Source organism: Nonomuraea sp. NPDC003214, assembly GCF_053590035.1.
In genome coordinates, this window is record NZ_JBSFSX010000006.1 from 347,167 (window position 1) to 369,010 (window position 21,844).

Sequence of the window (21,844 nt, forward strand, 5' to 3'; positions counted from 1 at the left end):
CCAGCGCCGGGCGCATAACCGGGGCGTCACCTGAAGTGGTTACGTCGGCGTTATGCCTCTAAGGTCACACTGTTCTTCATTTATGGATCTTTGGGGGCCAAGGTGCGTGTCTTGATCGCCGAGGACGAGCGGATGCTCGCCGACTCGATCGCCGAGGGACTGCGGAACGAGGCGCTCGCCGTGGACGTGGCCTACGACGGGGAGGCCGCGCTGGAACGCCTGGGCGTCCACGACTACGACGTGCTGATCCTGGACCGCGACCTGCCGGGCAGGCACGGGGACGAGGTGTGCGCGCACGTGGTGGAGCGCGGCTGGCTGGTGCGGGTGCTCATGCTGACCGCCGCGTCGGACCTGCGCTCCAGGGTGGCGGGGCTGTCGCTGGGGGCCGACGACTACCTGCCGAAGCCGTTCGCGTTCGAGGAGCTGCTGGCGCGGGTGCACGCGCTGGGGCGGCGGGCCAGGCGGGCCGACCCGCCGATGCTGGAGCGGGCCGGGGTGCGGCTGGACTGGGCGCACCGGCAGGTGTTCCGCGAGGGCCGGTACGTGCCGCTGGCGCGCAAGGAGTTCGGCGTGCTGGCCGAGCTGCTGCGGGCGCGGGGCGCGGTGGTGTCGGCGGAGGAGCTGCTGGAGAAGGTGTGGGACGAGCACATCGACCCGTTCACCAACACCGTGCGGACCACGATGACGAAGCTGCGCAAGAAGCTCGGCCAGCCGCAGGTCATCGAGACGGTGCCGGGGTCGGGGTATCGCATCCCATGAGCGTCCGACTGCGTTTCGGCCTGGCCTGCGCCGGGGTGTTCCTCGTGGCGGGCGCGCTGGTGCTGGCGGGCGTGCACGTCGTGGTGCAGCAGAGCCTCGCCTACCGGTCGGGACTCATCACCCCCGACTACGTCCGCGACGCCGGCTGGATCACCCACCGCTACAGCACCGTCTACGAGTTCACCCGCGACCGCGTCATGCACGTGCGCGCCGTGTACGAGCGCGACACGCTCGCCAACGTGCGCACCGTCGGCTCGCTCGTCGTGCTGGGCGGCGCGGGCGTGGCGTTCGCGCTGGGCTGGCGGGCCGCCGGGTGGGCGCTGCGCCCGGTCCGGCACGCCACCGAGACCGCCCGGCGGGTGGCGCAGAGCCACGACCTGACCGAGCGGATCGGCTGGCGGGGGCCGCGCGACGAGGTCAGGGAACTGACCGACATCTTCGACACCATGCTCGACCGGCTGGCCCGCTCGTTCGACGGGCAGCGGCGCTTCGTCGCCAACGCCTCGCACGAGCTGCGCACGCCGCTGACGATCAACCGGACGCTGGTGGACGTGGCGGTGCGCCGGCCGGACGCGACCGAGGACGTCAAACGGCTCGGCGAGTCGCTGCTGCTGGTCAACGCCCGGCACGAGCGGCTCATCGACGGCCTGCTGGCGCTGACCGAGGGCGAGCAGGCGGTGCTGGACCGGCGGCCGTTCGACCTGACGGACGTGGCCGAGCACGTGCTCGACCTGGCCGCCGCCGAGGCGCAGGACCGGGAGGTGACGATCCACCGGCTGCTCGACGCCGCGCCGACCGCGGGCGAGGCGGTGCTGGTGGAGCGGCTGGTGCAGAACCTGGTGGAGAACGCGATCCGCCACAACCACCCCAAGGGCGAGGTGTGGGTGACGACGCGGCAGCGGGCCGAGCAGGTCGAGCTGGTCGTGGCCAACACCGGGCTGCAGGTGCCCCCGTACGAGATCGAGACGATCTTCCAGCCGTTCCGGCGGCTGCACGGCGACCGGTTGCGCTCCGAGCGCGGCAGCGGGCTCGGGCTGTCGATCGTCCGGGTGATCGCCGAGGCGCACGGCGGCACGGTCGTCGCCCGGCCCCGCGAGGAGGGCGGGCTGACGATCACGGTCGAGCTCCCGGCCGCCTAGGGGCTGTGGATCTTGCGGAGCACGTCCTCCGGGATGCCCGCCTGCACGAGGCTCTCCCAGCTCTCGAACCGCTCGGCGATCATCGACTCGACGAGCGGGCGCAGCAGCGCGTGCTCGGCGCCGCCGTGCAGCAGCTCGCTGAGGATGCGGCCGCGCTCGGCGAACGGCAGCGCGCCGCCGTCCAGCGTGACCGCGTGCGCGATCAGGCCGAGCAGCCGGCCGCCGCCGGAGATGTTCGCGGCGGTGACGGCGCCGATCGCGTCCAGGTAGAGGGCGACGCGCTCCTCGGGCCCCGCCGGGCCGCCGGTCAGCAGCTCCTGCACCAGGTGGGTGGCGCTGGCCACGTTCCCCGACGGGCGCAGCACGAGCGGCAGGTCGGCGTCGTCGGCGAGCAGGTCGGCCAGCAGGTCGGTGTCGAGGCTGAGCAGGTAGGGGCGTTCGGCGAAGGCCCGGGTGCGGTGGCGCAGCACGGTGGCCCGCTGCCGCATCCGGTGGTCGAACCACCAGCTCAGCCCCTCGGCCGCGGGCGGCTCGGGGGCGCCGCCCAGCAGCACGTCCCGCTCGCCGCCCTCCGACACGCGCTGCGCGGGCAGCGCCGCGAGCAGCCCGTTCCAGCCGTCCTCGCCGAGCTGGCTGCGCCACAGATGCGCGTACGACGCCCAGCGGGCCAGGTGGTCGCCGTCGCCGAGCAGCTCCGAGACGCGGACCGGCTCCCCCGCGGCGGCCGCGTACAGCAGGGTGAGGTTGGCGGAGTAGGCGGCCAGCCGCCGCGTGACGGGATGGCGTACGGGCTCGAAGGCGGTGAAGGAGCGGCGGCGGCGCTCGTGCAGCGACTCGCGCAGCAGCGCGCCGAGCAGGCTGACCGCGCGGGCGCGCACGTCGGCGGGCAGCGCCGACAGCAGCTCGACGGCGAAGCCGATCGCCGGGCCGCGTTCGGCCAGGCAGGAGAACGAGGTGACGGCGTAGAGCAGGTCGTCGTCGAGGTCCTGGGCGGGGGCGGCGGCCAGCTCGCTGTCGAGCAGGTCGTGCCGCCGCACGAGCTCGCGCACCGCGTGGACGGCCAGCCAGCCGACGAGGAACTCGCCGAACGTGGCGTGCAGGAACTCGTAGCGCGGCACCCGGTCGCCGGGCTCGGTGCGGTGCACGAAGAAGAAGCGGCGGGTGGCGCGGCGGGCCCAGTTGACGGTGCCGCCGGCGTCGCGGCGGGCCTGCCCGCACACGGCGGCCAGGTCGGCGTCCAGCGCCGCCTCCGCCGCGACCGGCCGGCCGCGGGCGAACATCGACAGCGCCACCACGCCGAGCTGCACCAGCTCCCGGTCGACCAGGGCGCGCTGGCGGGCCGGGGGCAGCCCGCCGGCCGCGGCGTCCTTGGCCACCTCGCGCTGGGCGAAGTCGCGGATCAGCGACTCGTACAGGGCGGCGCGGCCGATGCCGGTGCCGTCGGGCCGCACCGGGTCGCCGGTGGCGTCGTGCAGCGCGAGCAGCAGCAGGAGCAGCGGCTGGGTGGCGAGCTCGCCGTGGGCGAGCGCCGCGTCGGCGCTCAGCGGCACCCGGTCGTGGCGGGCCAGCAGCGCCCGGTTGGTCTGGTCCCAGATGTCCAGCCAGCGCCGCACCTGGTCCTCCTCGAACGGCTGGAGCTGCAGCGCCAGCACGCCCTCGGGGAACCTGACCTGGTCGGCGAGCACGGTGCGGCCGGTCACGATCACCGCGACGGGCCTGCCCACCCGGTACTGCCCGGCCTGGAACTCCTGGATCTGCTCCAGGTAGTCGTGGCGGCTGGAGATCAGCTCGTCGAACCCGTCGAGCATGACGACCGGCAGCGCGCCGCCGCCCGCGTCGACCAGCTCCTCGAAGCGCACCTCCTCGCCGAGCACGTTGCGCAGGCCCTGGTCGATCTGGGAGATGACGGTGGACTCGGCGACGACGTGGCGCAGCTCGACCCTGATCGGCAGGAACTCCGAGCCGGCCAGCCGGGCGGCGAGCACCTCGGCCAGCTTGGACTTGCCCGCGCCGGGCTCGCCGAGCACGACGAGCGGCGCCTGCGTGGCGCCGAGCGAGGTGAGGTGGCCGACCAGGAACGCCTCCGCGTCGGGCAGCCGGCGGCGGTCGTTCCACCAGCTCCGGGCGGCGGGCGTGGCCTCGCGGGTCATCTCCGCGACCCGGCAGCGGGGGCTGATGTAGCCCTCGCCGAGCAGCGGCAGCGTGACGTCCTCGGGCGCGGTGCCGCCCGACATGAGCGGCTGGTCCAGGGCGGTGGCGGCGAGCCGCACCAGGTGGATCATCGGCCGGTCGCCCAGGCGGGGCGGGGCCAGCTCCGCCAGCAGCCGCGCCACCCGCGACAGGCCGGCGCCGAGCGGCGGCGTCTCGGTGACCAGGCTCCACATGCCGAACTCGGGGTTGTCGCGGCTGAGCAGCCGGTAGTCCTCGTCGTAGACGCGCAGCGCCTGCGCGGCGGTGCCGTCGGCGAGCAGGATCGGCAGCCGGGTGCGGTCGCCCGCGCGCAGCTTCTCCCACAGGGGCAGCCCGCGCGCGTAGGCGGTGACCGCCTCGGACATCCGCTGGTGGACGCGCTGGACGGCCTGCCGGGTCTCCTCATACGGGCGGTGCGGCTCGGGCATCGGCAGCGGGGTCAGCAGCAGGCTCTCCACCAGGGCGGCGAACCGTTCGGCCGGGCCGGTGCCCGGGTGGGCGGTGTGGTCGAGCGACTCCAGCCCGACCGGCAGCCGCGCCTCGCCCAGCGCCTCGAAGTACGCCGACACGACGATCACCGCGTGGGCCGCGGCCAGCCGCTGGGTGCGCTCGAAGCGGTGGCCGCCCCGGCCGGTCATCCGGCGGACCACGTCCTCGGTGTAGCGGATCACGTCGGCGCGCAGGTCGAGCAGGCCCATCGGCAGGCGCGCGCCGCCGGCCAGCGCCCAGCCGGTCAGCGACACGGTCGAGGCGAGGTCGACGAGTTTGACGAGGCGGCTCTGGTCGCAGCCGAGGATCTTCAGGGCGTCGGCGTAGCTGAGGATGTCCGTCATGCGCGTCTCCGAAGAGCGTGAGAAATCCCATCATGACGCTTTTTATGGTGATTCTTTGGGTGATTCACCGTGGAGTTCACCGGTCCGTGACGGCCTCGGCGATCTCCGCCAGCGCGGCCGGGTCCTCGATCGTGGACGGCGCCCGGTACGCGCGCCCCGCCACGATGTCGCGCATCGTCCCGCGCAGGATCTTGCCCGAGCGGGTCTTGGGCAGCCGCGGCACCACCACGGCCGTGCGGAACGCCGCCACCGGGCCGATCCTCTCGCGCACCATCGCCGCCAGCTCGCGCTCCACCTCGGCCGGATCGCGCCCGGCTCCCGCCTTGAGCACCACGAACCCCATCGGGAGCTGACCCTTCAGCTCGTCGGCCACGCCGATCACCGCGCACTCGGCGACGTCCGGGTGCGCCGCGACCACCTCCTCCATCGCGCCGGTGGACAGCCGGTGCCCGGCCACGTTGATCACGTCGTCGACGCGGCCCATCACGTACAGGTAGCCGTCGTCGTCCAGGTAGCCGCCGTCGCCCGTCAGGTAGTGGCCGGGGTAGCGGGACAGGTAGGACTCGGCGAAGCGGGCGTCGTCGCGGTAGAGCGTGGGCAGGCAGCCGGGCGGCAGCGGCAGGCGCACGGTGACCGCGCCCTCGGCGCCGGGCGGGCACTCGCGGCCCTCCTCGTCAAGGACGCGCACGTCGTAGCCGGGGACGGGCTTGGTCGGCGAGCCGGGCTTGACGGGCAGCTCCTCGATGCCGACGCAGTTGGCGGCCATCGGCCAGCCGGTCTCGGTCTGCCACCAGTGGTCGATCACCGGGACGCCGAGCAGGCCGGCGGCCCAGTGGTAGGGGTCGAGGCGCTCACCGGCCAGGAAGAGGTAGCGCAGTGCCGACAAGTCCCACTTTTTGGCGAAATTTCCTGCTGGGTCCTCCTTCTTGATGGCGCGGATCGCCGTCGGGGCCGTGAACAGCGTCCGCACCCCGTACGTCGAGGCCACCCGCCAGAACGCCCCCGGGTCCGGCGTCCCCACCGGTTTGCCCTCGTACAGCACGGTCGTGCACCCCGCCAGCAGCGGCCCGTACACGATGTAGGAGTGCCCGACCACCCAGCCCACGTCGGAGGCGGCCCAGAAGACCTCCCCCGGCGCGGCCCCGTACACGTGGGACATGCTCCAGTGCAGCGCGACCGCGTGCCCGCCGTTGTCGCGCACCACCCCCTTGGGCACCCCGGTCGTGCCGGAGGTGTAGAGCACGTACAGCGGGTCGGTCGCCGCCACGCTCACGCACTCCGCGGGCTCGGCCTCCCGCACCGCCCGCGCCCAGTCGAGGTCACGGCCCTCGCTCAGCTCGGCCGGGCCCTGCGGCCGCTGCAGGACCACGCAATGCTCCGGCCGGTGCGCGGCCTGCCGCAGTGCCGCGTCGAGCAGCGGCTTGTACGCGACGGTCCGGGACGGCTCGATGCCGCACGAGGCCGACAGCACGACCTTGGGCCGGGCGTGGTCGATCCGCACCGCGAGCTCACCGGCCGCGAACCCGCCGAACACCACCGAGTGCACCGCCCCGATCCTGGCGCAGGCCAGCATCGCGAACACCGCCTCCGGCACCATCGGCATGTAGATCACCACGGTGTCGCCCCGGCCGACACCGAGCCCGCGCAGCATCCCCGCCGTCCTGGACACCTGCTCCAGCAGCTCGGCGTAGGTGTAGCGGCGCACCGTGCCGGTGACCGGGCTGTCGTGGATCAGCGCGTCCTGCCCGCCCCGGCCCGCGGCCACATGACGGTCGACGGCGTTGTGACAGGTGTTGAGCCTGCCCCCGGCGAACCAGCCGCCCTCGGCGGCCGCCCGCTCCGGCGGCACGTCCCAGTCGATCCCGCGCGCAGCCTCGCCCCAGAACGTCTCGGGGTCCTCGATGCTCTGCCGATAGGCAGCCTCATAACCTCGCACTTCCTGATCAGACCAGGCCCCTCCGGGCTGTGCAAGCCCTTCGGGCCCGGGTGTCGGGGAGATCCTTTCCACCCCGCTCACGATGCGGCAGGGGCGGCCCGGCGGACCTGGTGAGCGGCCCGCCGGCCCGGCCTGGCAAGGTGGCCGGGTGGACGATGACCTGATCCTCTCCGTCGTGACGGGCTCGCGGGCGTACGGGCTGCGGACCGGCGCGTCCGACACCGACCGGCGGGGCGTGTTCGTGGCGCCGACGGCGGACTTCTGGCGGCTGGACAAGCCGGTCACGCATCGCGACGGGCCGCTGCCCGAGCAGTTCTCGTGGGAGGTCGAGCGGTTCTGCCGGCTGGCGCTGGACGCGAACCCGACCGTCCTGGAGTGCCTGTGGTCGCCGATCGTCGAGGTCGAGACGGCCGAGGGGCGGCGGCTGCGCGAGCTGCGCGGCGCGTTCCTGTCGCGGCGCGCCCACGAGACGTTCACCGGCTACGCCGACGCCCAGTTCCGCCGCCTGGACCCGGCCGCGCCCAAGTGGAAGCAGGCGATGCACATGATCCGGCTGCTGATCAGCGGCCTGCACCTGGTGCGGCACGGCGAGCCGCTGGTCGACGTGGGCGCGCACCGCGACCGGCTGCTCGCCGTCCGGCGCGGCGAGGTGCCCTGGGAGCGGGTGGACGCCTGGCGCGCCGAACTGGCCGCCGACCTCGCCGGCGCGCCGTCCGTCCTGCCGGACCGGCCCGACCGGGCCGCCGTGGAGGCGTTCCTGATCGACGTACGGAGGGGCCACCTGTGAAACTGCCCGGCTGGCCGGCGGACATCCCCGGCGGGCAGCCGCACCCGCCGGCGTTCGCGACGGTGAGCGGCGCGCACCTGTACGGGTTCCCGGCGGCGGGGGCCGACGGGCGCGGCTGACAGCCGAGCTGGAGGAGGCCGGGGCTGCCTCCCGCCTCCCGGAGGCCGCCACCGCCCACGACGCGCTGCACGACCTCGTCGTCCGCACCCGGCTCGCCCGCTGACCGGCCCCCGGGCGGAGAGGAGCGGTCACCCCGTGAGGCGGGACAGGAGCGGGGCCGCGTCCTGTTCGGTGATCGTGATGCCGATCCGGTCCCGGAGCGCGTCGGCGAGCTCGCGGGCGGTGGTGGCGCCGAGGTCCCCGACGCGCACCCGGGCGGCGTGACCGTCCGGGGAGAGCACCGTGCGCTGGGCGAGCACGTGCCGGACGAACGGCGATCGCGGGTGGGTGGCGACGTAGTGGTTGGCCATCTCGAAGTCGCTCGGGTACTGCGGTTCGTCCTCGCGGAAGGCGTACAGCTCGGCGGACCCGGCGTGCAGCACCCAGAAGCCGCCGTCGCGGCCGAGCCGCCAGCGCCACTCCCCCAGCGCCGCGTGGGCGCCGTCGGCGAGCGGCAGCGGCTCCACGAGCCCGTCGCCGCCGAAGCCGGCGTCGGCGAGCCAGCGGGTGCCGCCGGCCTCGACGGTGAGGACGGCGTGGGAGCGGGGCAGGTGCGGGCGGCCGAGCCGGATGCGGGCGAGGTGGCGCGTCACGGGGAAGCCGAGCCGTTCGAGCGCGGCGGCGAGCAGCAGGTTGTGCTCGTGGCAGTAGCCGCCGCGCCGTCCCCCGACCAGCTTGTCCTGCACGGACTTGAGGTCGATGGGGACGCCGCGGCCCAGGACGGCGTCCAGGTTCTCGAACGGGATGGCGGTCACGTGCGCGCGGTGCACGGCCCGCAGCGTCTCCGGGGTGGCGTCGCGGGTCCCGTCGTGGCCGATCCTGGCGAGGTACGCCTCGAGGTCGAGGTGGTCGATGTCCCAGTTCATGCGTTCAAGGGTGGCGGAGCGGGACGGGGTGCCGCATCACGGGTTCGCGGGATCGTGCGACAGGACGAGCCGGACGGCGAACAGCTCGTAGCCGGCCCGTTCGAAGGTCCTGGCCATGGGGACGTTGCCGGCGTCGGTGTCGGCGGCGATCCGGGTGGCGCCGCGCCCGGCGTGCGAGCGGGTGATCTCGGCGAGCAGCTCGGCGGCGTAGCCGCGGCCCCGGTGGGCGGGCAGGACGCCGAGGTAGCCGACGACGGGCCCGGCCTGGTTGGCGGACGGCAGCGCGAACCCGGCCAGCTCGCCGCCGGGCGTGTAGGCGAGCCGCCACCAGGACCGCTCCCCCGGCATGCGCAGGTAGTCGTCGAGGTCCTCGCGGGCGACGGCGGCGGCGTCCTTGACGAGCAGGGCCTGGCGGGTGTGGTGGTCGAGGCTGCCCTCGGCGGCCTGCCGGAACGCCTCGGCGAACGCCTCGTCGTCGGGCTCGGCGCGGAACTCCAGCCGGCCGGTCGGCTCGGGCACCGGCGCGCCGGGCTTCCAGGCGTAGCGGAGGCGTTCGAGCTCGTCGGTCAGCCCGGCCCGGCCGCCGGCCTCCCACCGCCAGGCGACGGCCGCGGTGACGGCGGGCTGGTCGCGCCATCCGGCGGGGACGAACAGGTGGTAGGCGGGCCTGTCGCCGAACGCCTCGTGGGCGTGCCGCAGCAGGTCGGCGGCGAGCTCCACCCGGTCGGGGACGGAGGGGTCGACGTAGAGGCAGTCGAGGGCCAGGGGCCCGGAGTCCGGGAACCCCCACCACACGGCCCGTGCCAGGATCTCGCCGTCGCGCTCGGCCACCCAGATGCGGTCGTAGCGGTAGTGCCCGTCCGCGAGGAAGGCGCGCAGCCGGTCGGGGTCGGCCCAGCTCACGGGCTCGTCGACGACGCAGCCGAGCAGGCGGTCGAGTTCGGACTCGGCCGCGGGACGGAACAGCATAGATGATCTCCACAAATATCCGACAGGATGGGGCAATGGCCCCCTACGATGACACTCTTCCACTCCAGCCGCCCATCCATTTACCGCCTGACGGCGAGCTGGCCGCCGCCGTGCCCGGCGCCCCCGCCGATGGCGATCCCGCGCAGGTGCTGCGCGCGTGGGCGCTGACCTGCCGGGACGTGCTCGGCGGCGAGGAGGGGTTGCTGCTGGAGCTGGTCCGCCGGTTCCTGGCGCGCGACCCCGCCGCCGGCGAGCCGCCCGCCGCGCTCGCCCGGCTCGGCCTGGTACGGGACTCCGCGCCGTACGAGCTGACGCCGCTCGGACTGTGGACCGGCAGGGAGCTGATCGCCGAGGTGACCGGGCAGCGGGTGCCGGTCATGGGGTCGCTGGCCGGCGGGGACGCCGCCGCGCTGCTGCACGGGCTGCGCGCGTACCCGGAGCCGGAACGCGACGAGGAGCTGGCCGGCTGGCTCGCGGGCCGCGACCGGGCGGCAGCGGCGGCGGAGATCGCCGCCGCGGTCGGCGGGGCGAGCCCGCTGGGCCGGGCGGTCGGGATCGAGCTGCTGGCCACCCGGTTCGGCGAGGACGGCCGCCGGGCGCTCGACGGGCTGCTGGCGGAGCCCCGGACGGGCGCGGTGGTCGCCGCCAGGCTGGGCCGCGACCACAGCGGCGGCGACGGGAGCGGCGACGGGCGGCCGGGGTCGGGCGAGCTCGCCTGGGCGCTGGTGGACATGGCGGCGGCGCTGCTGGAGTTCGGCGGCGAGGCGGACGAGGTGGTCGAGTCGGTGGCGCTCGGGCTGGACCCGGAGGAGCAGGCGGGCACCGTCGCGCTGCTGGCGCTGGCCGACCATCCGGGCGCGGAGGCGGTGCTGAGGGTGTTCGTCGACCACCACCCGGACGCCCGCGTGTCGGCCTCGGCCCGCAAGGCGCTGCGCCGTCTGCGCGGGCTGGCCGCGCGCGGGTAGGGTGACCCGCGATGACGAAACACACGATCTCCGCACCGTCCGGCACGATCCTCGGCGACGCCTACTCGTGCGACTGCGGCGCGCAGTTCGCCGGGCGGATGGCGGCCGAGCTGCACGCCGCCGAGAACCAGCTGTGCACGGCCTGCCTCGGCTCGGCCGAGGAGGTGCTGGCGCCGGGCCTGACGCACCGCTGCCCGTCGTGCGCCGGCACGGGCGGCCGGCGCGAGCAGATGACCTGGCAGCTGGCCCACGCCGAGGCCGAGGAGCGCATCACGATGACGATGGTGCGGGGCGTGGTGTCGGGGTTCGACGGGCCGTTCAGCCTGTCGCAGATCGCCGACACGATCCGCGACGGGCTGCGGCTGCCCGCCGGGCGGCTGCCGGTGGGGCCGCGGGTGCGTGACCTGCTGCTGGAGCTGCAGGCGGCCGGCGAGATCACCATGCTGTCGGCGCCGGACGAGCTGATCGAGGGCACCGACGTGGTGCTCTACCGCGACCCGCAGTGGCAGCGGGCGGGCACGCTCGGCCTCTGAACGACCGCTCGCGGGCGCCGCCCGTCACACGCGGCAGAGGATCTCGCCGTGGGTGATCGACAGCCAGGCGTCGTCGGCCGCGGCCCACTCCAGCCAGCCGCCGGACATCCGGCGCAGGTCGTCCTCGGTGGCCGCGCCGCTGGTCAGGGCCTGCTCGGCCATGGCGGAGCGCAGGATCCGCTCGGCCCACATGCCGCCCCACCAGGCCCGGTCGGCGGGCGTGGCGAAGCACCAGACGGAGGCGGTGGCGGTGACGTCGGTGAAGCCCGCGGCGCGGGCCCACGACAGCAGGCGCCGCCCGGCGTCGGGCTCGCCGCCGTTGGCGCGGGCCAGCTTCTGGTAGAGGGCCATCCACTCCTCCAGCGCGGGCAGCAGCGGATACCAGGCGAAGGCGGTGTAGTCGCTGTCGCGCGCCGCCACCAGCCCGCCCGGCCTGGTCACCCGGCCCATCTCGCGCAGGGCCCGGACGGGGTCGCCGACGTGCTGGAGCACCTGGTGGGCGTGGACGACGGAGAAGGCGCCGTCGGGGAAGCCGAGCGCATGGGCGTCGGCCACGCGGAAGTCGGCGTTGGTCACGCCCCTGGCCTCCAGCTCGGCCTCGGCCAGCGCCAGCGCCTCGGGCGTCACCTCCGACACCGTCACCCGCGACACCCGCGCGGCCAGGTCGGCGGCGATGGTGCCGGGCCCGGAGCCCACGTCGAGCAGCGTCATGTCCGGCTCCAGGTGGGGCAGCAGGTAGGCGGCCGAGTTGGCGGCCGTGCGCCAGCGGTGGGAGCGCAGCACCGACTCGTGGTGACCGTGGGTGTAGACGGCGTCCATCGGGACTCCTCATCTCGTGATCGTCCCCGGCAGGCTAACACCTGTCTCGCCATTCAAGAGAAATCGTCTCACTATTCGGTCAGGATTAGCGGCCCGACAGCGGGTAGCTGGGAGGCTCCACCGATGAACAAGGAGCTCACCATGGCCAAGACCGTGGCAGAAGTGATGACCGCCCACCCCGCCACCATCGAGGGCGACCAGCCGGCCAGCGCCGCCGCCGCCCTCATGCGCGACAACGACACCGGCGCGATCATCGTCAACGACAACGGCCGGATGCGCGGCATCGTGACCGACCGTGACATCACCGTCAGGCTCGTCGCCGACGACAAGGGCCCGCAGACGCCCGTCAAGGAGGCGTGCTCGTCGGACGTCGAGGCGATCGGCCCCGACACCAGCATCGAGCAGGCCGTCCAGCTCATGCGCTCGCACGCGGTGCGCCGCCTGCCCGTCGTCGAGGACGGCCGCGCCGTCGGCATCCTCAGCATCGGCGACCTGGCCGTCGAACGCGACCCGAACTCGGCGCTGGCCGACATCTCGGCCGCGGAGGGCAACCGCTAACGTGGCCCCGTGGTCACAGTCGAGGACGTGCGGCGGCTCGCGGCGACCCTGCCGAGGTCGTCGGAGCACCTGATCAGAGACCGGGTCAAGTTCCGCGTGGGCGCCATCGTCTACCTGGCGTTCTCGCGCGACGAGACCGTGATGGGCTTCGCCTTCCCGAAGGAGGAGCGGGCCGCGCTGGTCGCCGCCGAGCCCGCCAAGTTCCTCCTGCCGCCCGAGTCCGACCTGCGCTTCAACTGGGTCTGCGCGCGCATGGCCGCGCTCGACGAGACCGAGATGCGCGAGCTGGTCGTGGAGGCGTGGCGGATGGTCGTGCCGAAGAAGGTCTACGCCGCCTACATCGCCTGAGACGGTCCCAGACAGTCTGAGACGATGGGCCCATGCACTTCCAGCACGACGACGCCGTCTGGCGCGACTTCCCGGAGCTGGTCCCGGGCACCATCCTGGCCGAGGGCATCACGCCCGGCGCCTCCGTCGACGAGGCGCTGCGCGCCCACCACGCGGCCGCGGCCGAGCGGCTGGCGGCCGGGCCGGAGTCCGGGCTGCCGGAGATCCAGGCGTGGCGGCGGGCCTTCTCCCGCATGGGGCTCAAGCCGACGCAGTACCGGTGCGCCTCGGAGTCCCTGCTGCGCCGGTTCAAGAAGGAGGGGGCGCTGCCGCGCATCCATCCGCTGATCGACCTGTGCAACGCGGTGTCGGTGGCGTTCGCGATCCCGGTCGCGGTGTTCGACCTGTCCCGCGTGGACGGCTTCCTGGAGGTGCGGCGCGCGACGGGCCAGGAGGAGTACGTCACGCTCGCCGGCGAGCGTGAGCACCCCGAGCCCGGCGAGGTGATCTTCGCCGACGGCGGCGGCCACGCGCACGCCCGCCGCTGGACCAACCGGCAGAGCGGCCTGTCGGCCGTCCGCGACACGACCGCCTCCGTGCTGATCGTCGCCGAGGCCCTGCACCCCACGGCCGCCGAGGACGTGCGCAAGCTCACCGAGGTGCTGAGCGGCGAGCTGAGCGCCGCGTGGGGCGTCACGCCCGCCGCCGCGGTGCTCGGCCCTGCGTCGCCGCGCCTGGAGTTCTGAGCCCAGCTCGGCGCCCTGGTCGACGCCCTGTTCGACGCTCTGCTCGACGCCTTATTCGACGCAGTCGTGCAGGTGCCGGACCGTCCGGGTGATGCGGTAGTGCTTGTCGATGGTGACGACCGCGTTGCCCGGGCCCCAGTCGATGTTCTCGCACGTGTCGGCCGAGCTGACCGGGCCGAAGTCCCAGGCGTCATGGACGAGCTTGTTGCCCGACACCTTCCACTTCGGCCCGGAACGCCACTGCAGGAACAGCGTGTAGTTGCCGCCGGCCAGCAGGTTGTCGGTCACCGTCACCGCGCTCAGGTTCTTGTCGACGAGGTTGACCGGGTCGGAGTGCTGGGGCGCCTCGCGCTGGTCGATCGTGTTGTGGTCGAAGACCAGGCCGCTGCAGACGATGCCGCCGGGGCAGTACGCCTGGATGCCGTCGGAGTGGCTCGTCGGCGGGCCGCACAGGTTCACGTACGAGTCCCTGATCGTGACGTTCCTGCCCGACATGCGGAAGCCGTCGTCGAAGCCGCGCACCTCGATGCGGGTGGCGGTGAAGTTCTTCTCGCCGACCGCCGGGTAGATGCGGCAGCCCTTCTCCGGGCCGACCGTGGAGTCGGTGATGGTGAACGAGCCGCCCGTCTTCCAGTTGGTGATCATTCCGTCGATCCGGCTGTTCCTGATGACGACGCCGGACGCCTCCACGGTCAGGTCGCCGGTGATGTGCACGCCGTCGAGGACCTGGCCGGGCTTGGCGGCGGTGAAGTCGCCCTTGATCGTGGACAGCCGCAGGGAGTCGGGCACGCCGGTGCAGGCGGGCGTCGGGTGCGCGGGCAGCTCACAGCCGGGCCTGCCGGGCGTCGACGGCTCGGGGCCGGTGGGCTGCGGGCTCGTCGGCTGCGGGCTCGTCGGCTGGGGCTTGGTGGGCTCGGGCTTGGTGGGCTGTGGGGTGCTCGTCGGGGTGCGGGTGGGGCTCACCGTGGGTGTGGGGGTGACCGTGGTGGTGACCGTCGGGGTCGGGGTGGGGGTCTGGGTGCGGGTCCTGGTGGGGGACGGGCTCGGGGACGGGGTGCCGGCGCCCGGGCGGAAGACCACGTCGACGAGGTAGTTGTGGCCGGCGCTGGTCCTGCGGGGGAACGCGCTCGCGCCGTACGCGAACGCGCCGTTCCAGCGGGAGGCGCTGAGCGAGTCGGTCCCCGGCAGGTAGCGGCGGAAGTAGTGCCGGGCGACCGCGTAACGGCCGTCGGGGGCGTGGTAGGAGACCACGTACGAGCGGCCGGCCCGCAGCGTGACGGGCTCCGGCAGGCGCGCCTCCTGCCAGCCGGAGGCCGTCTCCGTGCCGAACGCGACCCGCGCCAGCCGGTTGCCGGCGCCGTCCCACAGGCTGGCGGAGTGACCGGCGGCGGCACGGCGGTGCTTGTAGAAGCGGACCGCGACCACCGACCCGGTGCGGGACGCGGTGAAGCGCATGCCCAGCTCGACGGGCCTGCGGTCACGCCCCAGCTTGGCCGGGACGACGCTGGTCGGCGACCAGAAGCTCTCCTCCTGCGCCGCCGCCCGGGGCGTCACGGGGAACGCGGCCGCCTGCCGCTCCGCGGGGAGCGCGGGGGCCGGGCCGGCGAGCGCCGCGAGCGCGACGAGCGCGGCGGCGGCCGCCGTCAGGGTGCGGTGCGGTGAACCGTTCACGAGGAGGCCTCCAGAATGAATCCCCGATCAGCGAACCGGCCCCATGCTGCCAGCATCACGCGCCACTCCGGGCACTTTTCCGCATATTTCAGTTATCCAACCGAGATACGCCAGAAATAGGTCCGTTGCCCGGCGTTGATTGCAGCCGGCCCCAAATTCAAGAATGTCGTTGCCTGCCGGGCGCGTATTGATCAGTATCGGGATCATGGCACGCGACTGGGTGAGCTGGCACGACGACTACGACCGGCCGGGATCGAGCCTGGGCCGGCGCCTGGCCGTGGTCCAGGGCGCCGTCCGCGCCGCCCTCGACGCGGGCGCGGAGCGGGTGGTGAGCCTCTGCGCGGGCCAGGGCCGCGACCTCCTGCCGGTGCTGGCCGCGCACCCCCGGCGCGGCCGGGTGCGCGCCCGGCTGGTGGAGCTCGACGAGCGCAACGCGCGGCTGGCCGAAGAGCGGGCGCCGGCCGGGGTGGAGGTGGTGCGCGGCGACGCGGCCCTGACGGACGCCTACGCGGGCGCCGTACCGGCCGACCTGGTGCTCGTCTGCGGCCTGTTCGGCAACCTCGGCGACGCCGACGTCCGCCGGACGGTCTCCGCGCTGCCCCAGTTGTGCGCGCCGGGGGCGACGGTGGTGTGGACCCGGCACACCCGCGAGCCCGACCTGGTGCCGTCGATCTGCGCCTGGTTCGAGGAGACGGGGTTCGACCGGGTGTCATTGGAGACGGCGGAGTTCGGCGTCGGCGTGCACCGCTACGCCGGCCCGCCCACGCCGCTGCGGCGGGGCGAGCGGATGTTCACCTTCCTCCCGGGCGGCTCGCGTGCTCAGGGGAGCCCTCGGTAGAGGTCCTTGGTCAGGCCGGTGATGCGGCGGACCGAGCTGCTCCAGGTCGCGCCCGCCGGGTGCGCCGTGAGCACGGCCATGACGTAACGCTCGCCCTTGCCCACCAGGCCGGTGGTGTGGAGCACGGGACGGCCGAGGTCGGGGATGCCCGAGCCGCGCGAGCGCAGCGCGACCGTGGAGATGGACGCCCCCTGGGCCCGCGCGTCGCAGCGGACGGGCGGCACGGTGCCGAACCCGGACCAGCCCTGCTTGACCGCGAACGGCCGGGGCACCGCGCTGGGGATGCCGAAGGTCTGGTCGAAGCCGTCGCTGCCGCACGGGGTGGCCTGGCGCAGGTGGCCGAGCACGGTGTCGCGCACGCGCGGCTCGGCGGTGTCGAGCAGGTAGCGGTAGGTGCGCACGATGTCGTGGACGCTCAGCGACACGTACCCCCAGAAGCCGGGGTGGGTGGCGGGCGGCGGCGTGGTGTCGGACAGCCGCAGCTTGCGGGCCATCCGGGTGACGATGGCGCCCTTGCCGCCCCGGTCCCACAGCGTGGAGGCGGCGTCGTCGTCGCTCTCCCGCAGCATGATCTTGAGCAGCCGGGCGTCGGCGGCGGAGACCTGCCGGTTCCGTTCCAGGAAGTCGATCGCCATCAGGATCTTGATCACCGAGGCGGAGCGGAACTTGCGGTGCGCGTGACGGGTGGCGACCGCCTTGCCCTTCGTCCGGTCGAAGACGAGCCAGGAGGCCGTGGTGCCCGCCGGGACCTTGGGCGGCCGGGCCGTACGGGTCCTGGCCGTGGATGCGGACGCGGACGGGGTGGCCGCGGGGGCGCTCAGCGTCTCGGGGGCGGTGGTGGCCGACGCGGGGCCGGCCGAAGGCCCGGCGACGCATCCCGCTGCGAGTGGTACGGCTGCCGCCACGGCGGCCCACGGCTTCATACGCATCCGACATACCTATCAGAGTCTTGACGACTCCACAGAAACGGAGTTAAACAAAGGGGAATCCAACTCGAAACGGCGGTGAACCCACATCATGTACGCCGAGGAGCGGCAGCAGGAGATCCTCCGCAGGGCGCGCGCGGCGGGCCGCGTCGACGTGGTGTCCCTGGCCGGCGAGCTCGACGTGACGACCGAGACCATCCGCCGCGACCTGACCGCGCTGGAGCGGGCGGGCGTGCTGCGCCGGGTGCACGGCGGCGCGATCCCGGTGGAGCGGCTCGGGTTCGAGCCCGCGCTGGCGGCCCGCGACGAGGTGATGACGGCCGAAAAGGAGCGCATCGCCAAGGCCGCGCTCGCCGAGCTGCCCGAGGACGGGTCGGTGATCATCGACGCGGGCACCACCACGGGCCGCCTGGTGGGGGTGCTGCCCGCCGATCGCGAGCTCACCGTGGTGGTCAACTCGCCGCCGCTGGCCACGGCGCTGGCCGCCCGCGCCAACCTGAACGTCATCATGCTCGGCGGCCGGGTGCGCGGGCGCACGCTGGCGACGGTGGACGACTGGGCGCTGCGGCCGCTGTCGCAGCTCCACGTGGACGTCGCGTTCATGGCCACGAACGGCTGCTCGGCGGCGCGCGGGCTGACCACGCCGGACCCGGCGGAGGCGGCGATCAAGCGGGCGATGGTCGGCGCCGCGCAGCGCAGCGTGCTGCTGGCCGACCACACCAAGTTCACCAACACGTACCTGGCGTCGTTCGCCACGCTGGCCGAGATCGACGTGGTGATCACCGACACGGGCCTCGACCCGGCGCTGGCCGCCGAGCTGTCGGCCGCCGGGCCCGAGGTCGTCCGGGCCTGAGGGGGCGGCGGTGATCCTGACCCTGACGCTGAACCCAAGCCTGGACCGCACGATCGAGATCGGGGCCCTGGCCAGGGGCGCGGTCATCCGGGCGGCGGCGGCGCGGCTCGACCCCGGCGGCAAGGGGGTGAACGTGTCGCGGGCGCTGCTGGCCAACGCCGTGGCGTCGCGGGCGGTGGTGCCGTTCGGGGGCGACGAGGGGCGGCAGCTCGTGCGCCTGCTCGGCCAGGAGGGGCTGGACATGGTGACGGTGCCGGTGGCCGGGCGGACCCGGTCCAACGTCACGCTCGCCGAGCCCGACGGCACCGTCACCAAGGTGAACGAGCCGGGCACCGCGCTGTCGCCGGCCGAGCTCGACACCGTCGCCGACGCCGTGCTGGCCGCCGCGCACGAGGCGGACTGGGTGGTCGCCTCCGGCAGCCTGCCGCCGCGGGTGCCCGACGACGTCTACGCGCGGCTGTGCCGCCGCTTCGCCGGGGCCGGGATCCACGTGGCGGTCGACACCAGCGGCGCCGCGCTGGCCCGCGCGCTCGGCGCCGCCCCGGCGCTGGTCAAGCCGAACCTGGAGGAGCTGGCCGCCGCCACCGGCCGGGCGCCGCGCTGCCTGGGCGACGTGGTCGAGGCGGCGGGCGAGCTGCGCGCCGCCGGGGCCCGTACCGTCCTGGCCAGCCTGGGCGCCGACGGCGCGGTCCTCGTCGAGGACGGCGGGATCTGGTACGGCGAGGCCGCGGTCGCCGGGCCGCGCAGCGCGGTCGGCGCGGGCGACGCGATGCTGGCGGGCTTCCTGGCCGCCGGGGCGCGCGGCGAGCGCGCCCTGGTGGAGGCGCTGGCCTGGGGCGCGGCGGCGGTCGGCCTGCCGGGCAGCCGCATGCCGGGCCCGCGCGACATCCGCCGCGACGCCGTACGCGTCCACGCCCCCGACCCGGCGCGCCCGCTCACCTCGGCCCTCGACCCGGCGCGCCCGCTCAGCTCGACCACCGGCCCGGCGCGGCCGCCGCCGGGTCGCTGACCGGCTCATCCCCTGGAGTCTGCTCATCCCCCCGAAGGAGCATGTCCAATGGCCGACACCTACACCCCTCCGGTCCACGGGACCGGCGTCAAGGCCACGATCCAGCGGATCGGCGGCCACCTGGCCGGGATGATCATGCCGAACATCGGCGCGTTCATCGCCTGGGGACTCATCACCGCCCTGTTCATCCCCACCGGCTGGCTGCCGAACGAGTCGTTCGCCGCGATGGTCGAGCCGATCATCAAGGTCCTGCTGCCCGTGCTCATCGCCTACACCGGGGGGCGGATGGTGCACGGGCAGCGCGGGGCGGTGGTGGGCGCGGTCGCCGCGATGGGCGTCGTGGTGGGGGCGGACATCCCGATGTTCCTCGGCGCCATGATCGTCGGCCCACTCGCCGCCCTGATCCTGAAATATGTGGACAAGTTCACCGAGGCGCGGACCCGGTCCGGGTTCGAGATGCTGGTGGACAACTTCAGCGCCGGCATCGTCGGCGGCGCGATGGCCGTCGCCGGCGTGTGGGGCATCGGCCCGGTCGTCCAGGTGATCACCAACGTCGCCGGCGACGCGGTCGACTGGCTGGTCGGCAACGGCCTGCTGCCCGTGGCCTCGGCGCTGATCGAGCCCGCCAAGGTGCTGTTCCTCAACAACGCCGTCAACCACGGCGTGCTCGGCCCGCTCGGCGTCGCGGAGGCGGCCGAGACCGGCAGGTCGATCCTGTTCATGCTGGAGTCGAACCCGGGCCCCGGGCTCGGCCTCCTGCTGGCCTACCTGCTGTTCGGCCCGCGCCCGCTGCGCCCCAGCACCCCGGCCGCGATGATCATCCACTTCTTCGGCGGCATCCACGAGATCTACTTCCCGTACGTGCTCATGAAGCCCCGCCTCATCCTCGCCGTCATCGCGGGCGGCGCGGCCGGGGTGTTCACGTTCATGGTCACCGGCTCGGGGCTGGTGGCGACGCCGTCGCCGGGCAGCATCTTCGCGTACGCGGCGGTGACGCCGAGGGGCGGCTGGCTGGGCATGATCCTCGGGATCGCGATCGCCACCGCCGTGACGTTCGCCGTCGCCGCCCTGCTCATGGGGTTCGGCCGCGGCGAGAAGGAGCCGCCCGCCGAAGCCGGGCCGCCCGCCGAGAGCGCCACGCCCGCCGCCGCCGACGGGCCCCGCGACGACGCCGCCCGCGAGGACTCCCCCGAGCACCGGACCGCCGCCAAGGAGGCATGAGCCATGACGAGCATCGACAGCAAGGACATCCGCAAGATCGTCGTCGCCTGCGACGCGGGCATGGGCAGCAGCGTGATGCTCGCCTCCCAGCTCAGGAAGCAGCTCAAGGACAGCGGCGTCGCCGTCGAGCACACGCCGGTCAACGACATCCCGGCCGACGCCGACGTGGTGCTCTGCCACGCGGGCCTGGCCGCCAGGGCGAGAGCGGCGGCGCCGGGCAAGGCGCTGGTGCCGTTCCAGATCTTCCTCGGCGACCCGGCGGTGACCAGGCTCGTCACCACCATCAGGAACGGCGGCGTCGTCGATGCGTGACGGCCTGCTCGACCCCCGGGCCGTGCTGCTGCACGAGAGCGCGTCCGGCCGCGACGAGGCGATCCGCCGGTGCGGGCGCGCCCTGGCCGACGTCGGCGCCGTCGCCGAGCCGTACATCGAGGCCATGCTCGAACGCGAGCGGACGATCTCCACCTACGCCGGTGAGGGCTTCGCCATCCCGCACGGCACGGCGGCGGCCAGACAGGACGTGCTGCGCGACGCGATCTGCGTGGTGCGCTTCCCCGAAGGCGTCGACTGGGGCGGCGAGCGCGTCACCGTGTGCGTCGGCATCGCCGCCGCCGGCGACGGGCACGTGCCGCTGCTGGCCGCGCTGGCCGACGTGCTGCTCGACCCCGCCCGGGCCCGGACGCTGCGCGAGGCCACCGAGGTGAACCACGTGATCGAGGAGCTGACGTGAAGGTCGCCAGATTCCACGCCCCGGGCGACATCCGGGTGGAGGACGCGCCGGAGCCCGTCGCCGGGCCCGGCGAGCTGAAGATCCGGGTGCGCAACTGCTCGACGTGCGGCACCGACGCGAAGATCTACAAGTTCGGGCACCACCACATCCGGCCGCCCCGCGTGATGGGGCACGAGATCGCCGGCGAGGTGGCGGGCACCGGCGAGCGGGTCCAGGTGATCGCCGCGATCCCGTGCGGCGCCTGCGCGGAGTGCCGCCGGGGCCGCCCCGCCGTCTGCCCGGCGCAGGAGTCGATGGGCTACCACTACGACGGCGGCTTCGCCGAATGGCTGATCGTGCCCGCCAAGGTGCTGGCCGTCAACGGCGTCAACGCCGTCCCGGACGGCGTCGGGTTCGCCGAGGCGTCGCTGGCCGAACCGCTCGCCTGCGTGCTCAACGGGCAGACGCTGGCCGGCGTGGGCACGGGTGACGACGTGGTGGTCATGGGGGCGGGGCCGATCGGCTGCCTGCACGTGCGGCTCGCCCGGGCGCGCGGGGCGGGCCGCGTCTTCCTCACCGACGTCAACGCCGCCCGCCTCGCCGTCGCCGCCGACCTCGTACGGCCCGACGCGGCCATCGACGGGGACGTGGTGGAACAGGTGCTCAAGCTGACCGGAGGCCGCGGCGCCGACGTGGTCGTCACCGCCGCGGCGTCGGGCGTGGCCCAGGAGCAGGCCGTACGCATGGCCGCCCGGCGAGGCCGCGTCAGCTTCTTCGGCGGGCTGCCCAAGGACGATCCGGTCATCCGGCTGGACTCCAACCTGGTGCACTACCGGGAGCTGACCATCGTCGGCGCCAACGGCTCCAGCCCCGCCCACAACGCCGAGGCGCTCGGGCTGATCGCCGCGGGCGCCGTGCCGGTCGGCGACCTCATCACCCACCGGTTGCCGCTCTCCCGGGTGCTCGACGGCATCGAGCTCGTCAGCCGGGGCGCGGCCATCAAGGTCACGATCGAACCCTGAGGAGGCAGG

The 21,844-nt window shown here is 74.2% G+C and carries 23 protein-coding genes; 16 read left to right on the top strand and 7 right to left on the bottom strand.

Features of this window, described 5'->3' with window-relative positions:
• The first annotated feature begins 102 nt into the window (after positions 1 to 102).
• Together ACWDXC_RS20685 and ACWDXC_RS20690 are read left to right on the top strand one after the other, a co-directional pair.
• The gene (locus ACWDXC_RS20685) at positions 103 to 759 is read left to right on the top strand and encodes a response regulator transcription factor (protein WP_364179059.1); all 657 of its coding nucleotides are present in this window, start codon (positions 103 to 105) and stop codon (positions 757 to 759) included.
• Positions 756 to 1,898: a sensor histidine kinase gene (locus ACWDXC_RS20690; protein ID WP_449984220.1), complete on the top strand. Its 1,143-nt coding sequence runs from the start codon at positions 756 to 758 to the stop codon at positions 1,896 to 1,898. Before ACWDXC_RS20685 ends, ACWDXC_RS20690 begins: the two co-directional genes overlap by 4 nt.
• On the opposite strand, the gene ACWDXC_RS20695 is transcribed toward ACWDXC_RS20690, so the two are convergent.
• Together ACWDXC_RS20695 and ACWDXC_RS20700 are read right to left on the bottom strand one after the other, a co-directional pair.
• Complete coding sequence (locus ACWDXC_RS20695; RefSeq protein WP_449984223.1) at positions 1,895 to 4,921, bottom strand: NACHT domain-containing protein; 3,027 nt, start codon at positions 4,919 to 4,921, stop codon at positions 1,895 to 1,897. The genes ACWDXC_RS20690 and ACWDXC_RS20695 overlap by 4 nt on opposite strands.
• Before the next feature lie 76 nt (positions 4,922 to 4,997).
• A complete protein-coding gene (locus tag ACWDXC_RS20700; RefSeq protein WP_449984226.1) occupies positions 4,998 to 6,857 on the bottom strand; it encodes a propionyl-CoA synthetase in 1,860 nt (619 codons plus the stop codon).
• Between the two features lie 148 nt (positions 6,858 to 7,005).
• Here ACWDXC_RS20700 and ACWDXC_RS20705 point away from each other — a divergent pair, with 148 nt between their 5' ends.
• A complete protein-coding gene (locus ACWDXC_RS20705) occupies positions 7,006 to 7,644 on the top strand; it encodes a nucleotidyltransferase domain-containing protein (RefSeq protein ID WP_449984228.1) in 639 nt (212 codons plus the stop codon).
• Positions 7,641 to 7,763: a hypothetical protein gene (locus ACWDXC_RS20710; protein ID WP_449984231.1), complete on the top strand. Its 123-nt coding sequence runs from the start codon at positions 7,641 to 7,643 to the stop codon at positions 7,761 to 7,763. Before ACWDXC_RS20705 ends, ACWDXC_RS20710 begins: the two co-directional genes overlap by 4 nt.
• Before the next feature lie 129 nt (positions 7,764 to 7,892).
• Here ACWDXC_RS20710 and ACWDXC_RS20715 read toward each other — a convergent pair whose 3' ends face one another.
• Positions 7,893 to 8,669, bottom strand: coding sequence for an arylamine N-acetyltransferase family protein (locus ACWDXC_RS20715; RefSeq protein WP_449984233.1), 777 nt, complete (start codon positions 8,667 to 8,669; stop codon positions 7,893 to 7,895).
• A gap of 36 nt (positions 8,670 to 8,705) precedes the next feature.
• The gene (locus ACWDXC_RS20720; protein WP_449984236.1) at positions 8,706 to 9,638 is read right to left on the bottom strand and encodes a GNAT family N-acetyltransferase; all 933 of its coding nucleotides are present in this window, start codon (positions 9,636 to 9,638) and stop codon (positions 8,706 to 8,708) included.
• A gap of 35 nt (positions 9,639 to 9,673) precedes the next feature.
• Between ACWDXC_RS20720 and ACWDXC_RS20725 the strand changes: the two genes are divergently transcribed.
• Positions 9,674 to 10,603 (top strand): hypothetical protein, encoded by a 930-nt coding sequence (locus ACWDXC_RS20725; protein WP_449984238.1) that lies wholly within the window; start codon positions 9,674 to 9,676, stop codon positions 10,601 to 10,603.
• Positions 10,604 to 10,614: 11 nt separating this feature from the next.
• Positions 10,615 to 11,136, top strand: a complete 522-nt coding sequence (locus tag ACWDXC_RS20730) for a hypothetical protein (protein WP_449984241.1) — start codon at positions 10,615 to 10,617, stop codon at positions 11,134 to 11,136.
• Between the two features lie 24 nt (positions 11,137 to 11,160).
• Here ACWDXC_RS20730 and ACWDXC_RS20735 read toward each other — a convergent pair whose 3' ends face one another.
• The gene (locus tag ACWDXC_RS20735) at positions 11,161 to 11,955 is read right to left on the bottom strand and encodes a class I SAM-dependent methyltransferase (RefSeq protein WP_449984243.1); all 795 of its coding nucleotides are present in this window, start codon (positions 11,953 to 11,955) and stop codon (positions 11,161 to 11,163) included.
• Between the two features lie 123 nt (positions 11,956 to 12,078).
• Between ACWDXC_RS20735 and ACWDXC_RS20740 the strand changes: the two genes are divergently transcribed.
• Genes ACWDXC_RS20740 through ACWDXC_RS20750 form a run of 3 tightly spaced genes read left to right on the top strand, consistent with a single transcriptional unit; the run spans position 12,079 to position 13,586 of the window.
• On the top strand, positions 12,079 to 12,513 hold the full coding sequence (locus tag ACWDXC_RS20740; protein ID WP_449984246.1) for a CBS domain-containing protein: 435 nt from the start codon (positions 12,079 to 12,081) through the stop codon (positions 12,511 to 12,513).
• Positions 12,514 to 12,522: 9 nt separating this feature from the next.
• Positions 12,523 to 12,861 (top strand): MmcQ/YjbR family DNA-binding protein, encoded by a 339-nt coding sequence (locus tag ACWDXC_RS20745; protein ID WP_449984249.1) that lies wholly within the window; start codon positions 12,523 to 12,525, stop codon positions 12,859 to 12,861.
• A 32-nt stretch (positions 12,862 to 12,893) separates the two neighbouring features.
• Positions 12,894 to 13,586: a B3/B4 domain-containing protein gene (locus tag ACWDXC_RS20750; RefSeq protein ID WP_219514970.1), complete on the top strand. Its 693-nt coding sequence runs from the start codon at positions 12,894 to 12,896 to the stop codon at positions 13,584 to 13,586.
• Between the two features lie 51 nt (positions 13,587 to 13,637).
• Here ACWDXC_RS20750 and ACWDXC_RS20755 read toward each other — a convergent pair whose 3' ends face one another.
• A complete protein-coding gene (locus ACWDXC_RS20755) occupies positions 13,638 to 15,257 on the bottom strand; it encodes a DUF4082 domain-containing protein (RefSeq protein ID WP_449984252.1) in 1,620 nt (539 codons plus the stop codon).
• A 205-nt stretch (positions 15,258 to 15,462) separates the two neighbouring features.
• Between ACWDXC_RS20755 and ACWDXC_RS20760 the strand changes: the two genes are divergently transcribed.
• Complete coding sequence (locus ACWDXC_RS20760; RefSeq protein WP_449984254.1) at positions 15,463 to 16,095, top strand: SAM-dependent methyltransferase; 633 nt, start codon at positions 15,463 to 15,465, stop codon at positions 16,093 to 16,095.
• On the opposite strand, the gene ACWDXC_RS20765 is transcribed toward ACWDXC_RS20760, so the two are convergent.
• Positions 16,077 to 17,024, bottom strand: a complete 948-nt coding sequence (locus ACWDXC_RS20765) for a hypothetical protein (protein WP_449984257.1) — start codon at positions 17,022 to 17,024, stop codon at positions 16,077 to 16,079. The genes ACWDXC_RS20760 and ACWDXC_RS20765 overlap by 19 nt on opposite strands.
• A gap of 88 nt (positions 17,025 to 17,112) precedes the next feature.
• Between ACWDXC_RS20765 and ACWDXC_RS20770 the strand changes: the two genes are divergently transcribed.
• Genes ACWDXC_RS20770 through ACWDXC_RS20795 form a run of 6 tightly spaced genes read left to right on the top strand, consistent with a single transcriptional unit; the run spans position 17,113 to position 21,835 of the window.
• Positions 17,113 to 17,874, top strand: coding sequence for a DeoR/GlpR family DNA-binding transcription regulator (locus ACWDXC_RS20770; RefSeq protein ID WP_219514976.1), 762 nt, complete (start codon positions 17,113 to 17,115; stop codon positions 17,872 to 17,874).
• Between the two features lie 10 nt (positions 17,875 to 17,884).
• A complete protein-coding gene (gene pfkB / locus ACWDXC_RS20775) occupies positions 17,885 to 18,883 on the top strand; it encodes a 1-phosphofructokinase (protein WP_449984260.1) in 999 nt (332 codons plus the stop codon).
• Positions 18,884 to 18,931: 48 nt separating this feature from the next.
• Positions 18,932 to 20,104 (top strand): mannitol-specific PTS transporter subunit IIC, encoded by a 1,173-nt coding sequence (gene mtlA, locus ACWDXC_RS20780; RefSeq protein WP_449984263.1) that lies wholly within the window; start codon positions 18,932 to 18,934, stop codon positions 20,102 to 20,104.
• Between the two features lie 3 nt (positions 20,105 to 20,107).
• Positions 20,108 to 20,416 carry a PTS lactose transporter subunit IIB gene (locus tag ACWDXC_RS20785; RefSeq protein WP_219509441.1) on the top strand — a complete coding sequence of 103 codons (309 nt, stop codon included), beginning with the start codon at positions 20,108 to 20,110 and terminating at the stop codon, positions 20,414 to 20,416.
• On the top strand, positions 20,409 to 20,834 hold the full coding sequence (locus ACWDXC_RS20790) for a PTS sugar transporter subunit IIA (RefSeq protein WP_449984266.1): 426 nt from the start codon (positions 20,409 to 20,411) through the stop codon (positions 20,832 to 20,834). The genes ACWDXC_RS20785 and ACWDXC_RS20790 overlap by 8 nt, the downstream gene beginning before the upstream one ends.
• On the top strand, positions 20,831 to 21,835 hold the full coding sequence (locus ACWDXC_RS20795; protein ID WP_219509443.1) for a zinc-dependent dehydrogenase: 1,005 nt from the start codon (positions 20,831 to 20,833) through the stop codon (positions 21,833 to 21,835). Before ACWDXC_RS20790 ends, ACWDXC_RS20795 begins: the two co-directional genes overlap by 4 nt.
• The last annotated feature ends 9 nt before the right edge of the window (positions 21,836 to 21,844 follow it).

Bases quoted from the DNA above. Each gene is read 5' to 3' on its own strand.
- mtlA (WP_449984263.1), top strand. From the start codon at position 18,932: ATGGCCGACACCTACACCCCTCCGGTCCACGGGACCGGCGTCAAGGCC.
- ACWDXC_RS20750 (WP_219514970.1), top strand. From the start codon at position 12,894: ATGCACTTCCAGCACGACGACGCCGTCTGGCGCGACTTCCCGGAGCTG.
- ACWDXC_RS20760 (WP_449984254.1), top strand. From the start codon at position 15,463: ATGGCACGCGACTGGGTGAGCTGGCACGACGACTACGACCGGCCGGGA.
- ACWDXC_RS20690 (WP_449984220.1), top strand. From the start codon at position 756: ATGAGCGTCCGACTGCGTTTCGGCCTGGCCTGCGCCGGGGTGTTCCTC.
- ACWDXC_RS20715 (WP_449984233.1), bottom strand. From the start codon at position 8,669: ATGAACTGGGACATCGACCACCTCGACCTCGAGGCGTACCTCGCCAGG.
- ACWDXC_RS20740 (WP_449984246.1), top strand. From the start codon at position 12,079: ATGAACAAGGAGCTCACCATGGCCAAGACCGTGGCAGAAGTGATGACC.
- ACWDXC_RS20785 (WP_219509441.1), top strand. From the start codon at position 20,108: ATGACGAGCATCGACAGCAAGGACATCCGCAAGATCGTCGTCGCCTGC.
- ACWDXC_RS20790 (WP_449984266.1), top strand. From the start codon at position 20,409: ATGCGTGACGGCCTGCTCGACCCCCGGGCCGTGCTGCTGCACGAGAGC.
- ACWDXC_RS20765 (WP_449984257.1), bottom strand. From the start codon at position 17,024: ATGCGTATGAAGCCGTGGGCCGCCGTGGCGGCAGCCGTACCACTCGCA.
- ACWDXC_RS20695 (WP_449984223.1), bottom strand. From the start codon at position 4,921: ATGACGGACATCCTCAGCTACGCCGACGCCCTGAAGATCCTCGGCTGC.
- ACWDXC_RS20720 (WP_449984236.1), bottom strand. From the start codon at position 9,638: ATGCTGTTCCGTCCCGCGGCCGAGTCCGAACTCGACCGCCTGCTCGGC.
- ACWDXC_RS20725 (WP_449984238.1), top strand. From the start codon at position 9,674: ATGGCCCCCTACGATGACACTCTTCCACTCCAGCCGCCCATCCATTTA.
- ACWDXC_RS20735 (WP_449984243.1), bottom strand. From the start codon at position 11,955: ATGGACGCCGTCTACACCCACGGTCACCACGAGTCGGTGCTGCGCTCC.
- ACWDXC_RS20730 (WP_449984241.1), top strand. From the start codon at position 10,615: ATGACGAAACACACGATCTCCGCACCGTCCGGCACGATCCTCGGCGAC.
- ACWDXC_RS20770 (WP_219514976.1), top strand. From the start codon at position 17,113: ATGTACGCCGAGGAGCGGCAGCAGGAGATCCTCCGCAGGGCGCGCGCG.